Annotated in this window: 13 protein-coding genes; 2 read left to right on the forward strand and 11 right to left on the reverse strand. The window is 35.4% G+C overall.

Translation table 11 applies throughout. The features are described 5' to 3' along the window. Positions 1–72 precede the first annotated feature (72 nt). Together H3U96_RS03705 and H3U96_RS03710 are read right to left on the reverse strand one after the other, a co-directional pair. On the reverse strand, positions 73–1170 hold the full coding sequence (locus tag H3U96_RS03705; RefSeq protein WP_086360893.1) for a multifunctional CCA tRNA nucleotidyl transferase/2'3'-cyclic phosphodiesterase/2'nucleotidase/phosphatase: 1098 nt from the start codon (positions 1168–1170) through the stop codon (positions 73–75). Next, a complete protein-coding gene (locus tag H3U96_RS03710) occupies positions 1171–1785 on the reverse strand; it encodes a TIGR04211 family SH3 domain-containing protein (RefSeq protein ID WP_065578593.1) in 615 nt (204 codons plus the stop codon). A gap of 633 nt (positions 1786–2418) precedes the next feature. Here H3U96_RS03710 and H3U96_RS03715 point away from each other — a divergent pair. Continuing rightward, positions 2419–3423 carry a substrate-binding domain-containing protein gene (locus tag H3U96_RS03715; RefSeq protein WP_198195620.1) on the forward strand — a complete coding sequence of 335 codons (1005 nt, stop codon included), beginning with the start codon at positions 2419–2421 and terminating at the stop codon, positions 3421–3423. 196 nt (positions 3424–3619) lie between these two features. Here H3U96_RS03715 and recB read toward each other — a convergent pair whose 3' ends face one another. From recB to H3U96_RS03730, 3 genes are read right to left on the reverse strand one after another with little or no spacing between them, the layout of a single operon-like run. Continuing rightward, a complete protein-coding gene (gene recB, locus H3U96_RS03720; protein WP_198195622.1) occupies positions 3620–7099 on the reverse strand; it encodes an exodeoxyribonuclease V subunit beta in 3480 nt (1159 codons plus the stop codon). Next, positions 7078–7521 (reverse strand): phosphohistidine phosphatase SixA, encoded by a 444-nt coding sequence (sixA, locus tag H3U96_RS03725; protein ID WP_198195624.1) that lies wholly within the window; start codon positions 7519–7521, stop codon positions 7078–7080. The genes recB and sixA overlap by 22 nt, the downstream gene beginning before the upstream one ends. 25 nt (positions 7522–7546) lie before the next feature. Further along, positions 7547–7843 (reverse strand): YfcZ/YiiS family protein, encoded by a 297-nt coding sequence (locus tag H3U96_RS03730; protein ID WP_065651730.1) that lies wholly within the window; start codon positions 7841–7843, stop codon positions 7547–7549. A 151-nt stretch (positions 7844–7994) separates the two neighbouring features. Between H3U96_RS03730 and H3U96_RS03735 the strand changes: the two genes are divergently transcribed. Then, positions 7995–9392 (forward strand): MFS transporter, encoded by a 1398-nt coding sequence (locus tag H3U96_RS03735; RefSeq protein ID WP_086360873.1) that lies wholly within the window; start codon positions 7995–7997, stop codon positions 9390–9392. A gap of 50 nt (positions 9393–9442) precedes the next feature. Here the strand turns inward: H3U96_RS03735 and H3U96_RS03740 are convergent, their stop codons facing one another. The 6 genes from H3U96_RS03740 to H3U96_RS03765 all read right to left on the reverse strand — a co-directional run. Then, positions 9443–11209 carry a DEAD/DEAH family ATP-dependent RNA helicase gene (locus H3U96_RS03740; protein ID WP_081298862.1) on the reverse strand — a complete coding sequence of 589 codons (1767 nt, stop codon included), beginning with the start codon at positions 11207–11209 and terminating at the stop codon, positions 9443–9445. A gap of 348 nt (positions 11210–11557) precedes the next feature. Then, positions 11558–12409 (reverse strand): lipoprotein NlpI, encoded by an 852-nt coding sequence (gene nlpI, locus H3U96_RS03745; protein ID WP_198195626.1) that lies wholly within the window; start codon positions 12407–12409, stop codon positions 11558–11560. A 24-nt stretch (positions 12410–12433) separates the two neighbouring features. After that, complete coding sequence (gene pnp / locus H3U96_RS03750; RefSeq protein ID WP_370545628.1) at positions 12434–14548, reverse strand: polyribonucleotide nucleotidyltransferase; 2115 nt, start codon at positions 14546–14548, stop codon at positions 12434–12436. Between the two features lie 317 nt (positions 14549–14865). Next, the gene (gene rpsO / locus H3U96_RS03755) at positions 14866–15135 is read right to left on the reverse strand and encodes a 30S ribosomal protein S15 (RefSeq protein ID WP_065578587.1); all 270 of its coding nucleotides are present in this window, start codon (positions 15133–15135) and stop codon (positions 14866–14868) included. A gap of 147 nt (positions 15136–15282) precedes the next feature. Beyond that, complete coding sequence (locus H3U96_RS03760) at positions 15283–16206, reverse strand: LysR family transcriptional regulator (RefSeq protein WP_065578586.1); 924 nt, start codon at positions 16204–16206, stop codon at positions 15283–15285. 314 nt (positions 16207–16520) lie between these two features. Further along, a partial coding sequence (locus H3U96_RS03765; RefSeq protein WP_198195628.1) for a hypothetical protein occupies positions 16521–17332 on the reverse strand: 812 nt, incomplete at its 5' end.

Raw genomic sequence — 17332 nt, forward strand, 5'->3', positions numbered from 1 at the left:
TTGTGTTACGGCAAATCGTCAACCCTTTTTTTTAGATATTTTAAAAAAAAGTGACGATTGATTAAGATGCAATCAAATACCGTTTAATATCACTTCAATTCGCCTTTTTTGTAACTCATTATGAATTAACTTTCCAGTATAACCTTCGGCAATTATATTTTGAACATCGACTGCTTGAGCTAATTTATATGCTTGTTCAAGGTATTGAGCTTGAGGAAATAATTCCGTTTTAGCATAAGATTGGCTAGCAATTATCAATTGATTAAGATGGGCTGGGTTGCGCCATACATCTATTTTATTGAACAATTCGATAATTTGTTCCGCAGTTAATTGTATCACGTTAGTAACACTATTATGAAATTGCTGCACCATAATTGCTAATTTCGTATATTGATTAGGGGCTTTAATTTGTAAACAAAGTTTTTCTAGCTCAGTTTTGGATACAAATTCACCACACAAGACTGCAAAGCGCACGGTCAGATCATTCGTCAGTAAAGTCGATTTTTTTAATGCATCAGTAATAGTGCTGGAAAGTTTGAGTGATGGAAATAATAATGCTAAAGCACCACATTGTTCCAGTACTTGAAAATAAACTTGCGGATCCTCGGTCGCTAGCGCCTTTTCAGTCTCTTTCCATACCCGTTCTGCTGTAAGGGTATTTATTTCACCAGCAGAGACCATCTCTTTCATTAAATTATTCGTTTCATCAACAATTCTGAAACCTAAATGGTGATAACGGGCAGCGAAACGGGCCACTCGCAAAACTCGTAGGGGATCTTCTCTGAATGCAGGAGAAACATGGCGTAATAATTTAAGCTTAATATCATCAACACCATGATAAGGATCGACTATATTGCCTTCTTGATCCATGGCAATCGCATTTAAAGTAAGATCTCGTCGAATAAGATCTTGCTCTAAAGTAATATCTTTACTAAAGTCACAAATAAAGCCTGTATAGCCTTTACCTGATTTCCGCTCTGTTCGAGCTAGAGCATACTCTTCTTTAGTTTTGGGATGTAAAAAAACAGGAAAATCTTTACCAACCTGTTGATAACCTAATGCTAAAAGTTCATCTGGGGTTGCACCAACCACAACCCAGTCTCGATCAACAACAGGGAGATGTAACAATCTATCTCTAACTGAACCGCCAACAAGATAGATTTTACTCATTTAACGCATCCAACGATCTTTTTTACGACGACCAGGCATAATAGCCGGCAAAATCAGACCAAGAAGAAAACCACCACCAGCAACTAATCCACCATAAGTAAACCAAGTTACAATCAGATCACGGCGCTTATCATCAACTTGATTTAACATAGACTCAAGCTTCATCTCTTGCTGTTTATTAAGTTGTTCTAACTCATTATTCTTAGCTTGTAAGCTTTCAATCGATTGTTCAGCTTTTTGTAGTTTTTCGGCATAATCTTGGATAGCATTTTGTTGATTTTTTTCTGCATTATCAACTTTATCTTTATACTCAGCAAGTTGTGCTTCTAATAATGGCACAAGTTCTTTAAAACTAGGTTGATCTTTTAATTTATTAGACTCAATCCAAGCTGAACTACCATTAGGAAGCTGTATTCGTGTATATTTACCATCAGCACTTTTTTCAAGTTCAATTACTTTTTGACCGGCTTTAACTGCGTTTGAATAAGCATATTGAGAGCTAGGGCCTCGGCGTAGATAAATATCAACATTTTCAGTAACATATTTATCAACTGCATTTGCACTAAAAGCTACAGCAATAAAAGAAAGTAAAGTAATAATATTCTGTTTTTTCATAATATTTTAAATTTTTACCCACAATAAAAACATGATAACACAAAAAGTAGCCTTTTCGCACAACCAATTATAATAAAAATTTGATAGTCTCAAATTTTATTAACAATAAATGAAACCGATTACATTAAACAAAATATAAATAACAAAACAATAATCCAATGATGTGAATAAATAAAAAAAATCATCACATTATTTAGGACTCAGCAAAATATAAAGTTAATAGTCAATAATTATGCTATGCAATTTATTATCCAACACCATTGGTTAATAAATATTTATTTACTATTACTAGAACCAAACCCAGTTAAACCATGTTAATAGACGTAATAACAAACTAAAATATTTACTTTTTTCATTCAATTTAACAGCTTAGCATTTTCAATCTTCTACATTAATATATTTTTTATTGAAACAATTCATATAAAAATGAGCTTATTGGCAAACTAAAAATTTTGTTCTATTATAACCAGTTAAGTTGATATTCAGAATATTACGGGCAACAACAATAGCAAATGTAATCGTAATATTTGAATCTTAGGTTTTCAGCCAATTTACGAGCTATTTATTCTAATCAATCGATAATTTGAAAACTCTATATTGGCAATAAGTTAAAAAAAGTTAAAAGGATTTTTTATGGCGACAATCAAAGATGTTGCAAAGTTAGCAAAAGTTTCCGTTGCAACGGTATCACGGGTGATTAATAACGCTGACAATGTCAGTAATAAAACACGTGAAACAGTAAAAAAATCCATGGAAAAATTAAATTATTATCCTGATGCTAACGCCCGAGCTTTATCCCAACAAAACTCTAATACTATTGGCATCGTGGTAGCAGACCTATCCGATCCATTTTCTGGCGCGATGATTAGTACTGTTGAAAAAGTTGCAGCGAAAAACGGTCATTTTTTGCTTATTGGCAATGGTTACCACAATAAAAAACAAGAATATAATGCTATAACCAATCTTATAGAACATCGTTGTTCTTCTTTAGTCGTGCATGCAAAAATGCTAGCGGATGATCAATTAATAAAGCTAATGCAGCAAATTCCTGGTATGGTTCTAATTAATCGGATATTGAAAGGCTTTGAAAAACGCTGTATTACGCTTGATGGTCGTTATGGTTCATACCTAGCAGTTAAACATTTAATTCAGCATGGTCATACTAACATTGGATATTTATGTTCCAACCATAGTGTCTCAGACGCAGCAGACAGATTACAAGGTTATAAAGATGCATTAATCGAACATAATATTGATATTAATGATAATTTTATTGCCTTCGCCTCGCCTAATGAAGAAGGAGGAGAACAAGCAATGATGTCTCTTTTAGAGCGAAATCGACAAATTACGGCGATTGCCTGTTACAATGACTCAATGGCTGCTGGTGCTATGTCAGTTTTATATGATAATGATATAAAAATTCCGGGTGATGTTTCAATCATTGGCTTTGATGATCTGTTAATTGCTAGATATTTACATCCTAAGCTAACAACGATTCGTTATCCACTACACACAATGGCCAAACAAGCAGCTGAACTTGCATTACAATTAGCAAAAGGAGAACCACCTCCAGCAAATTTAATCAATGTATTTATTCCAACGTTAACTAAACGATACTCCGTTAATAATATTCGCTAATTAAGATTAAGTTTAAAACGAACAAGGCGCTAGGAAATGTCGAAAACTTTATAATAACAGTTTTCGACATTGACCTATTTACCCAGATAAGACTACCTAAAACCAAACTTCAGTTTGCACACCAAAACTAATTTGATTTTCTTTGCCATTATGTTGTCCAGATATCACAAAATCACAAGTATTTGTGCCTCGTTATTTAAGTTAAATCTTTCCCATCAAATAACTTATCGAGTTTTTCTATAAACTGTTGCTTTGGTAGATGATAAAATATCCCTTGTTTAGGAAGTCCCCGTAAAAATAAATAATAAACACCACCAAAATGCGTTTCATATCGATAATCAGCTAAACGGCTGCGTAAAAATCGATGCAAGGCTAAGCAATAAATTTGATACTGAAGCTCATAACGATGCTCACACATAACTTGATTTAAGGCTGACTCGGTATAAGCCTCTACCCCATCACCTAACCAATTTGATTTATAATCTACAATATAATATTTACCCTGGTACTCAAACACTAAATCGATAAATCCTTTTAGCATGCCTTGTACAGTTTCAAAATCTAAAGGAGGACATTGTTTGGATAAATCATCATACTCTTTACATAAACTATCTAATTGTTTACTGGTCACAGCACTGCGAATGGGAAAATAAAATTGTAATTCATTAATACATTGGCTATTTAAAACATCGGCTAATAACGGCCCATCTTGATCTTGTCTTTTATTTAGGTTCGTTGCTAAAACCTGTTGTAACCAATCAATTAGCACTGTTAACCAATGCGGTGGTAAACTCAATTTTTTAATCGTACTAGCGCACAAATCCTCGGCATTAGTTGGTGTTAAATTTTCCATAATGGAATGCAACAATGTACCAACATATGCACCTTTTGGAAAATGATGGATATCATATTGCTCTTCAGTTGATAATGAATCGGCGGATTCGAGATTATTTTCACGCCAATCACTAAGTATAGTCGAATTAAAACCAACCAAATTATTATGCTTTTGTAATTCGGTATAGCTAGTTACACGCCAACTATTAGATAATTTACGTTTAAATACATTGGCGCTAAGTGAAAGATTGGCTGCAAATTCAGCATTATACTGCTCACCTAAAATAGGTAATTGTAATTCAACCAAATCAGCAAATTTAGCAATTGAACGTAAGTCACCTTTTAATAAATAATCAATCGCAGACTGACTGTTTTTTAATGATGCTAAACCAACGCTACAATGAAAGATTGAACGTGTCATAGCAACATAAAGTAAACGTAAATCTTCGGCTAAACGTTCATCTTCAATCTGTTGTTTTATTTCATCGGTTAATAGCCAAGCATAAGTTGGTTGATAGTCATTATTTTTGTCATGATAAAACTGACTATCTGAATTCCGAAATTGAGCAGCAAATGGTAACCAAACAATAGGAAACTCTAAACCTTTAGATTTATGAATAGTGATAATTTTTACTAAATTTTCATCACTTTCCAATCGTTGTTCATGATTTTCTAAATTTGCATCAGGACTGACAATTTGCCTTGATAACCAACGAACCAAAGCATGTGGGCCATCAAGTTCGTCTGCCGCTTCTTGCAATAGCTCGCCTAGATGCATCAAATTAGTTAAAGTACGTTCACCATTTGGGCTAGCTAATATATTTTCAGCTAACTGACGTTTTTTCATCATCCGGCGCAACATGACTAACACACCATAATATTGCCAGATAATCTGATACTGTTTAAACTCTTCTATTAAACCTTCCCATATATCTTGATCGTCAGTTATTTGCTCAAGTTCAGTCATGGTTTGACCCAACAGTGTCGTCATTAAAGCTAAGCGTAGAGCCGATTCATTTTCTGGCATAAGCACTGCTTGTAATAAACACAGGACATCCTGTGCCTCTTTAGCTAGAAAGACACTACTCCGATTAGATAAATAAACGCTTTTAACCCCAACACTGGTTAACTTTTGTTGGATGATCTCTGCTTCGTATCCGGTACGGACTAAAATGGCAATATCAGCAGTTGTAATTGGTCGTTGACCATCTTTATCCTTCAATAAAATGGTCGGATCCATCAACCACGTCACAATCTGCTTAGCACAACAGTTAGCGATATGTTCTTGATAATCCATTTTTGTGCTAACTTCATCAGGTAATAAATATGCCGCTAAAGCATTAACCTCCTGATTATTTATAATTAAACCTTTTTGTTGATTACGTTCGGCACTTTCCATTGGTAAAAATGGAATATTTTCAAAAATAAACGGATTATCATGATGATTAAACAATGCATTAACCGCATTCACCATCGATGATGAAGAACGGTGGTTGACCTGCATAGTAAAATTATTTTCACCGGTTGATGATTTTGCTTTTAGATATGTAAAAATATCTGCACCACGGAAGCTATAAATCGCTTGTTTAGGATCACCAATAAACAGTAACCCAGTCTCTTTCGGATAACGATTATAGATACGATCAAAAATTTTATACTGCACCGGATCGGTATCTTGAAATTCATCAATCAGCGCTACACAGTATTTTTTCGCAATACTCTCTGCTAATCGATTACCATTTCTAGCACGTAGAGCTCGGTTCAACTGGCTTAAGAGATCATCAAAACTCATTTCACCACGTTTGATCTTCTGAATATAAATACGCTTTTGAATGACTTTAACGATATCCATTAGAACTTCGCCGCGTAAATCAATAAAACTATTACATAACGCTTCAATATCCTCAAAAACAGCATGACGCGGAGGATTTTTACCTTGCTTGGTTTTCTCAATTAAAATCGACTGACTAAATTTAGTTAACTCACTAGGTAGTTTAAATGAACGGATTGGCATCTGCGCCCAGGCAGTAACTTTAGCCAACCAATTAGGTAAATTACGGCTACTATAGGATTGTTTATTAACGCCTGATTGAGCAATTATTTCTGGCAGATCGGCAATTGAATCTAACCACTGTTTTTTGATCAGACTGATCTGCTGAAAATATTTTTGATGAAATTGCTGAATCTTGCCACTGATATCAATATGTTCTTCTTGCTGCTCATCAAATTCAAAATTTAAATAAGGTCTGATGTCGGATAGCAATCTTTCTGGATCCTGCCAATAGTCAAGAATCAGGTAGGCTAATGCTTTGTCGAGAGGAACAAAGTAGTGACGCCAAAAATCTTGCACAACTTGTAACTTTAGATCTTGTTCATCAGTTATCAATGTTTGTTCAAACAGTACACCTGATTCGAAAGCATGACTAGTCAATATACGTTGACAAAAACCATGAATCGTATAAATCGCCGCATCATCCATTGATTGTTGAGCTTGGGTTAATTTTTGTATCGCTTGGTTGCTATCATCAACTAAATCAATTAATTGTTGATAAATTGGATCATCATGATGACCTTGTAACAACCCTAATCGTAATTCTTGAATATTTTGCCTGATACGAGATCGCAGTTCTTGAGTAGCGGCTTTAGTAAAGGTCACCACTAAAATCTGATTAACATCAAGAGGTATGGGATAACTGTTTTTACCAATCCCCAATAATAATCGCAGATAAATAAATGCGAGCGAATAGGTTTTACCTGTTCCTGCTGACGCTTCGATTAGCGTTCGACCAGTTAAAGGTAAATCAAATAAATTAAGCTTTTTTATTTCACTACATGAAACCATTCTAGCTTTCCTGCCGTATTGGCGGATAAATCAACACAAGCAATAGCAGCTGTAGGAAACATTGGCGGTGAAACATCTGGACATAACTCATTAACCAAATAACCAACTAGAGGTAGATGCGAAACAATAATCACATTTTCGATACCACGATCGGGTAGTGTCATTAATAAATCAGCAATATGAGAAGGGCTACCACCAGGTACCAGAAGATTATCAGTTTCGAATTGAGAAACTCGGCAGTGTGAGGATAGTTCAGTGAAGGTCTGTTGAGCTCTTAAATAAGGACTAACTAACCCTAAATCAAATTTAAAATTATGTTGATTAAGCCATAGTCCAGCCTGACAGGCTTGTTTTAAACCATAATTAGTTAAAGTACGACTTGCATCAGATGAAGCAGCAAAACCTGCCTCACCATGTCTCATAATACAAACTTTCATAAAAGAATGATTAACGTAATTTCAATTGGAAAATCATACATTCAGCGCCACAACAGAAAGTAAATTTGGCCGTTAATTTATAGCCATTTTCAACTTTATCAATGCTGCTGTTAATTTCACAAGGCTCTGTTTCAACAGCTTTTGCCGCTTGAGTTAATGTAGCTAATTTGGCATTTGCTTCTGATTCTGATGTAAAAACATGCTCATATTCTGCACTACAATCTTCATTATCTATAATTGTACCTACATCAACGCAACAACATGCAGGTGTTTCGTTAGCTTTACATTTATTTAAAGAATCTGTCATTGTGTACCTCTACCTCTGTTTTACCGATTAATATGGCATTAGTATACTCTTAATCACTATTAAGGGCAAAATGTTAAAAACCTTTACCACAACACAAATTTTTGGCGTATATTAAAGTTTTATTATTATTTTTCCGAATTAATCAAATTACATGATGCAACAGAATAGTCACGTCCGAAAAATGGCGATTTTAGTCGCTGCAACGTTTTTCATGGAAAATCTAGACGCTACAGTGATCACCACGGCAATTCCAGCTATGGCAAAATCATTTTTAACCAATCCTCAAGATTTATCTATTGGGATTAGTGCCTATATGCTTGCACTTACAATTGGTTTACCGGCCAGTGGCTGGATCGCCAACCGTTTTACCGCCTATCGAGTCTTTTCGATTTCGATTGTTTTATTTATGTTAGCATCAATATTGTGTGCCATATCGACTAATCTGACCATGTTTACCGTCGCAAGATTAATTCAAGGTTTAGGTGGATCATTAATGGTGCCTGTAGGCAGAACGGTGGTATTAAGTCGAACGGAAAAACAACATTTAGTCAGCACTATTTCTATTTTAGTTTGGCCAGGCTTAATTGCGCCATTAATGGGGCCGATTATTGGTGGCTTCTTTGCGCAATATCTAACATGGCACTGGATATTTCTTCTTAATATTCCATTAGGTTTTATCGCCCTATTTTTTGCTCATCGATTATTACCCAAAGAATCACCTGAAAAACGTACATTTGACGGTGTTGGATTTATCACCTGTGGTTTAGGCCTTTTACTATTTGTTTATGGGCTTGAAATGATTTCTCATTCAAATGGTAGTCTCTGGGTAGGCGTAACACTATCTTTAGTCGGTAGCCTAATATTAATCTTTGCTTACTATCATTTAGCTCATACTCAACATCCATTAATTAGTCTATATGCTTTTTCTAAACGCACATTTAGAATGACCTTTTTTGGTGGTTCATTAATACGTATTGGCTTAAATAGTGCTCCGTTTATCTTACCGCTAATGTTTCAAGTCGGTTTTGGTTGGTCACCGTTAACTGCAGGTTCACTACTGCTATCATTATTTGCCGGCAATATCCTGCTTAAAACAGTAAATACACCTTTAATTCATAAGTTTGGCTTCCGCAAAATTCTGATTATCAATGGGCTGTTATTATCTTCAAGTTTTGTGTTATGTGCCCTTTTCACGCCACAAACACCTATCATCTGGATTATATTAGTTCTATTCTTTTCCGGTGGTGCTCGTTCTATTCAATTTACTACCATCACCACGCTTAGTTTTTCAGAAATTGATAAAACAGAAATACAGAGCGCTAACATTTTATCTACCATTTTCCAGCAGCTAAATAACGTACTCGGCATTGTGTTAAGTGCTTTATTTCTATTTATTGCATCTAGCTATAATGGCCATAGCCAAACGGGTTTAATGGTGGAAGATTTTAGCTTAGCACTATTAATGGTAGCTGGAATGACCTTGTTAGCAATGATTGACTTTATTACCTTGCCAAAAAATGCAGGTAACAATCTAAAAGATAAGCAATAAAAAACCCCTGCCATTTGGCAGAGGTTCTTAAGAATCAAACCTAAAAAGTATTAGAACTTAGGTGCACTAGGACGGCCACGTTTTTTCGCAAAACCTTTGTCATTAGATTCTGGTTTACTACTTTTACGTCCACGTTTAGCTTCAGATGGCTTACCTGCTACCAAGCTCATTTTCATTGGTTGATTAAGTACTCTAACCCGTTCAAAGTGCTTAAGGATATCTTTCGGCATGCCTTTTGGTAACTCAACGGTTGAATAAGTTTCATAAAGTTTGATATTACCAATATAGCGACTACTAATATCGGCTTCATTAGCAATTGCACCAACAATATGACGCACTTCAACACCGTTTTCTTTACCAATTTCGATACGATACATATCCATTTCACCCACATCTCGGCGTTCACGACGTTTTGGTGATTCACGATTATCGCCACGTAAGCGACGTTCACCACTTCGATTATCACGATCACGAAATTCTCTTGATGGTTTAAATACTGGATCTGGCGGTAGAATTAACGGACGATCACTCTGAGCTAATCTCAATAATGCTGTTGCAATCGTTTCAAGATCTGCGCCACTATCTGCTTGGATTTGCTCTAATAACGCTTGATATTGATCTAAATCGGCACTTTCTAATTGTTGCTGAATCTTCTGAGTAAATTTCGCTAAACGACGTTTTTCAAGCAACTCTTTAGATGGTAATGCTACTTCAGGAATCGGCTTTTTAATTGTTTGTTCAATATTCTTAAGTAAACGACGTTCACGACTATCAACAAATAAAATTGCTCGTCCTGCACGACCAGCACGACCAGTTCGCCCAATACGGTGAACATAAGATTCTGAATCAAGAGTGATATCATAATTAATAACTAAACTGATACGCTCAACATCTAAACCTCGAGCAGCCACATCAGTTGCAATTAGGATATCTAATCGGCCATTACGCAAACGATCAAGCGTTTGCTCACGAAGTTGCTGGGTCATATCACCATTCAATGCAGCACAACTATAACCATTTTTTTCTAATACTTCGGCGACATCTAATGTTGCTGTTTTGGTACGAACAAAAATAATTGCTGCATCAAAATCTTCAGCTTCTAAAAAGCGTACAATTGCTTCGTTTTTACGCATGCCGCGCACTAACCAATAACTCTGATCGATATCTGGTGCAGTTTGCTTAGTCCCTTTGATTTGCACTTCTTTCGGATTATGCATAAAACGTTTAGTAATACGACGAATTGGTGCCGGCATTGTTGCTGAAAACAGTGCTGTTTGATGATCTTCTGGGATCGTAGCCATAATACTTTCAACATCATCAATAAAGCCCATTCTTAACATTTCGTCGGCTTCATCTAAAACTAAACCTTTAAGGTTTGAAAGATCTAACGTTTTACGATTTAAATGATCTAATAATCGACCTGGAGTACCCACTACAATTTGTGGACCTTGTTTTAATGCACGTAATTGCACGTCATAACGTTGACCACCATACAGTGGTAAAACTTTTACTCCTTTCACATATTTTGCATATTCAGCACAGGCATCAGCAACTTGAATTGCCAATTCACGAGTTGGTGCTAAAACCAATAATTGTGGTGCTTTTAAATTAGCATCAATATTCATCAAAAAAGGAATGGAAAAAGCAGCTGTTTTACCACTACCAGTTTGTGCCATACCCAACACATCGTTCCCTTGTAAAAGTAAAGGAATACATTCTGCTTGGATTGGCGATGGTTTAGTAAAACCAAGATCATTTAATGCGTTAAGGATTTCCTCAGATAAACCAAGGTCAATAAAAGATATTTCTGTTGTCATGTAAACTCGCTTGCAAATTGGATATATAGGCTTACTTTTAAGTTAGCAACACACCTGATAATTACTAATCAAGATAATTTATGAGGATTACAATATTGCTCATAAAATATTAGCTTACCTAAATAAAACACTATATAAATTTATGCCAGCTCACTAAATTGAAAATTTACAACTCACCCCAATAACTAACTGCCAATAATCACGCAATCAAATATGCATAACTGTTGCTTAAATAATTACTTTATTTAATACAAAAGATAGATAGCATAAAAATAATTGAGAATATTATGGGCAAATCAGAACTACGCTATAACAATATTTTCACTTTTAAAACTGGCATGACCCTTGTTACTTTTCTTCAAGTAACTTAATTTCGTAGAGTGCTTGTTGATGTTCAACAAAGTTATAAATATTATTAGCTAAAGCATATTTAAATAATATTTTGGCACGCTCATTGTTACCTTTACCTTGGTAATATTTACCTAAATAAAAGTACGCTTCACATAGGCGTTCGGCTAATTGCCGGTCATTTTCAACACCTTGTTGAAGGTTTTGCATTAATTTAGATTCACTAATATTACCTAAATAAAATGCAATGATATCACCACCATAACTCATTTTATCGCTTAGTTTATCGTAACGATTTTGTAACTGAGTTAAGGCAGCTTGTTTATCTATTTCTTTTTCAATCAAATAAAGCCATAAAACGCGAACAGGTTCGTTGACGTCAAATTGATAGAATTTTTGTGCATCAAGCTGTGCAGCTTGATAATGTCCTGTACGATATAAAGTAATTGCACGATTCAAATAACCAAAAGCATAAGATGGATCTATTTCTAGTGTAGTATTAAATGCCATCATAGCATTATCGAAATCACCATCTCTTAGCGCATAAGTACCAAGAAAATTATAAACATCTGGGATCTCAGGATTGAAGCTTAAAAGGTGATTAAAATCACTTTGTGCAAATGCTTTAAAACCTAATGAATCGTAAACAATTCCTCGTTCAAAAATCAGCTGCATTCGAGAAACAGTATCAAGATCTCGTCTTGATAACTGTTGACTGATTTCAGCTATTTTCAACTCATCATCATACGAAACTTGCTCAGGAACAGCAAGTAAAGGCAGAGAATTAGAACAACCTGACAAGATAATGACTGCAAAAATACAGCACAACATTCGCAGGTTGAATAATCTCATATTAAGCTCCTAGTGAATCATATTTTATTCAGCTGTTGGCGCAACTTCTGGCGCTGACTCAACCGCATCTTTCATACTTAAACGAATTCGACCTTGGCGATCAATTTCTAGTACTTTAACATTCACTTCTTGACCTACTTTTAAGTAGTCAGCAACTTTTTCCACTCGATGATCAGCGATTTGTGAAACGTGAACAAGTCCTTCTTTTCCACCAATAACTGATACGAAAGCACCAAAATCAACAATACGTGTTACTTTACCGGTATAGATTTTACCAATTTCAACATCAGCAACTAAATTATTGATACGGGCAATTGCATCTTGTGCTTTATTACCATCCGATGCTGCAATTTTCACTGTACCATCATCTGCAATTTCAATAGTAGTACCGGTTTCTTCAGTTAATGCACGAATCGTTGCACCACCTTTACCGATAATATCGCGGATCTTATCTGGATTAACATTCATCGTATAGATACGAGGAGCAAATTCAGATATCTCTTGACGAGGTTTATTAATCGCTTGTTCCATTACCCCTAAAATATGCAAACGAGCGCCTTTAGCTTGGTTTAAGGCAACTTGCATAATTTCTTTCGTGATACCTTCAATTTTGATATCCATTTGTAGTGCACTTACACCTTCACGGGTACCAGCTACTTTAAAGTCCATATCACCAAGATGGTCTTCATCACCTAAAATATCAGATAATACTACAAAGTTATCGCCTTCTTTAACAAGGCCCATGGCAATACCAGCAACAGAAGACTTAATTGGTACACCAGCATCCATTAATGCTAATGATGCGCCACAAACTGAAGCCATTGAAGAAGAACCATTAGATTCAGTAATTTCAGAAACTACACGTACAGTATAGGGAAATTCTTCTTTGCTTGGCATTACCGCAGCAACACCACGTTTAGCTAAACGACCATGACCAATTTCACGACGTTTTGGTGAACCAACCATACCTGTTTCACCAACTGAATATGGAGGGAAGTTATAATGTAAAAGGAAGCGTTCGGTATATTCACCAGTTAACTCATCAATAATCTGTGCATCACGTTCAGTACCTAAAGTTGCGGTAACTAATGCTTGCGTTTCGCCACGAGTAAATAATGCGCTACCATGAGTTCTTGGTAATACATTGGTACGAATATCCAGAGCACGAATCATATCTTTTTCACGACCATCGATACGTGGTTCACCAGCAATAACACGTTGACGAACGATTTGGCTTTCTAAATCAACAATAATGTTAATAACTTCATTTTCGTCAAGTTCTTCATCTTTTTCTTTAAGTGCTGCTAACACTTCTTCTTTAATTAAATCGATTTGCGCATAACGAGCTTGTTTTTCAGTAATACGATAAGCTTCACCTAAACGATCTTTGGCTAATTCAGAAACCGCATTAAATAGCTCTTCATTTTTAGCTGGTGCAACCCAATCCCATTTTTCACAGTTCGCTTTAGCAACAAATTCATTGATATTATCAATTACAACTTGTTGTTGATCATGGCCAAATACCACTGCCGCTAACATTTGGTCTTCAGTTAATAAATCGGCTTCTGATTCAACCATTAATACCGCACTTTTGGTACCGGCTACAACTAAATCTAAACGACTAGTTGCTAATTCTTTTACTGATGGATTTAACACAAATTCATCATTGATAAAGCCTACACGAGCAGCACCAATTGGGCCATGGAAAGGAACGCCAGATAAACAAAGTGCAGCTGATGCACCAATCATAGCAACTAAATCAGGGCTTACTTCAGGATTCACTGATACCACTGTTGCAATGATTTGAATTTCATTAACAAAACCTTCAGGAAATAATGGACGAAGTGGACGGTCGATTAAACGGGCAATTAATGTTTCGCCTTCACTTGGGCGACCTTCACGTTTGAAAAAGCCACCAGGAATACGACCAGCAGCGTAAGTACGTTCTTGATAGTTAACGGTTAAAGGGAAAAAGTCTTGTCCTTCTTTAACTTTTTTATTAGCAACTACAGTGACAAATACCGCAGTATCGTCCATGTTAACCATAACTGCAGCAGTTGCTTGACGCGCCATAATACCCGTTTCTAAAGTAACAGTATGGCGACCATATTGGAATTTTTGATATGTCGAATTAAACAAAATAATGTCCTCTTGTAATAAATCACGTTGAAGTTTGATATTTCGACAGGAAGCAGCATGACGCTGGAACATATTGATACACACTTCAACTATGTGTGGGATACTAAACAAAAGATTATTTCACTGTCACGACTAATGACAAATCTATAAACTATAGAGCTCTCATTAGTCGCGCGAAACATGAGATACAATCTTTTATTTTATTAATTTCTATCTTCAAAGCATTTATTTAGCTTTTCGGACTCTGCATTATATCAAAGCCTTGAATTTTCACAACGAAAAAAGAGGCCTAGGCCTCTTTTCAAGTAGATAAATAATTAGCGACGTAAACCTAGTCTTTGAATTAATTGGCTATAACGTTCAAAGTCTTTACGACGTAAATAATCTAATAATTTACGACGGCTAGACACCATGCGTAATAAACCACGGCGGCTATGGTGATCTTTTTTATGCTCAGAAAAATGACCTTGTAAGTCATTAATGCGTGCAGTTAAAAGAGCAACTTGAACTTCAGTTGAACCAGTGTCGTTAGTACCACGACCATATTCAGCAACGATTTTCGCTTTAGCTTCTACAGTTAGAGACATAATAAACCTCTTAATATAAATATAAAAAATGGAATGACCGATCTCTAATTCAGACATTCCTCGGCATCCATATAATAAATATATGAATCGTGCGCAATTATACTAGAATTTACTGAAATAGCAATTTGATTTATTAATCGCAAACGCTTATTTGAGCTTAAAACCATACTCTTCTTGAATAAGCTTTTTCAACGCTTCGATATAATTTTGTGCTGATAAACTTAGCTGTGCTTTTTGTGATGTTATCCAGCCAATTAATATCTTTTCTTCGACATCTAAAGGGATAGATAGAATGTCTGAACCATTTAAATCAGTACTGAGCACACCGGTACTAATGGTATAACCATTTAATCCATGCAATAAATTAAATAAAGTTGCCCTATCACTGACATGAATACTCTTTTTATGATACACAGTACTTAAAATCTCTTCGGAAAAATAAAAAGAGTTATATTCACCTTGTTCAAATGAAAGATAGGGAAAATCCTCTAAATCATCTAATGTTAAAGACTTCATGGCCGCCAAAGGATGATGGGTACTGATAAATACATGTGGATCAGCCTCAAATAGTGGATTAAAAGTTAAACGATGTTCTTTAAGCAAACGTAAAATAACTTTTTGATTAAAATCAGTTAGATACAAAATACCTACTTCACTACGTAAATTAGCCACATCAGTTATAATATCGTAAGTACGAGTTTCACGTAGGGTAAACTCATATTCATCAGTATGATTCTTTTTGATTAAATTAACAAAAGCGTTTACCGCAAATGCATAATGTTGGGTAGATATGCTACACAATTGTTTGGAAGGTACTTTTTTAGCATAGTGCTGTTCTAGCAACTGAGCTTGATCTAAAACCTGTTTTGCATAACCTAAAAATTCAACTCCATCAGTCGATAATGAAACTCCTTTAGATGTCCGTACAAAAATTTCAATACCAAATTCAGCTTCCAACTCCTTCACTGCAGTTGATAAACTTGGTTGAGTAATATACAAATTTTTAGCAGCCTCATTGATTGAGCCTGAGCGGGCAATTTCTAAAATGTAACGTAATTGTTGAAGCTTCATAATATCGTTAGTAATTAAAACCAATATTAATTCAAAATATAAACTACTATAAACATAGTCTGGGAGATTGTACAGCAAAAGGCAAATAGCTGTTTTTGCGCAACCTAATACCGTAGAATTGTTTTTTTAGAAGATTTTGGGCTTTAAAAACCCCGTTCCTCAATTATTTATCATTGTTTTTTTAATCACATTGAGTTTTTAGTTATTTATACACTAAATTATCAGGTCACTCATAAAATTCTTAACACAACTTATCATCGTTTTTAAAATAAAGTTATATTTACCATGTTGGTAGTCGTTAACATAATCTCGGGTTAATCTCCACGACAAACTGCTTCTACAGCATGATATATATTTATCCAATTATCATGATAAATAGTGCCATCATGGTAAACATAAACTGGACTTGTATGCGTTATTACTAGACCATTTCCCGCATCATTCCTGTCTATACCTCTATCTGCTGTCCATATTCCTCTATCGCCCCACAGTCCTATATTATATCCCTTTAATTTCCCCCATTCTCCCATAAAATTACCGACTGAACGTACCCAACCACTATTACTATTGGGATTTTTCATTCTTATTTCATCTGATTTATACAAATATTGTTGACGGAAGTTGTCATCCAATGCTTCATATAATCGCACTCGTCTAGGATTATAACCACCAGGAGTCTCTCTTCCTGTACAATAATCTAATACAAGAAAAGTCTGTCTTTCAGTAAAACGTTCGAATGTTCTGTAACGTATCTCTGATGATTCTGATGATTCTGATGATTCAGCATAATTGGTAAATCCTAAACGTTTACCTCCTTTCGATGGCCATTTACTCGGTACCGGTATGGTAAAACTATCCATCCAAATCCAATCTCGGCCGTTAAAGTACTCCATGGTTATTACCGGCGTACCATTTTCAATAAATTGCCATTTTTGTTCTGCCGCATAATTAACCGTGCAGTTTTCACCATAACCATTGATGGTCGATAACCATATTTTGCCTCCCCCATTATGTGAATAACATCGATAACGACTTTGGTCCGCACCTGCACCGATTAACGTAAATGCTGCATTTTGAAAACCCGTGGTTGGGAAACCACTCCAACGAGAAAAGCCCCAAAAGTTAT

Origin of the sequence: Gilliamella sp. M0364, assembly GCF_016100565.1 — a bacterium.
GTDB lineage: Bacteria > Pseudomonadota > Gammaproteobacteria > Enterobacterales > Orbaceae > Gilliamella > Gilliamella apis.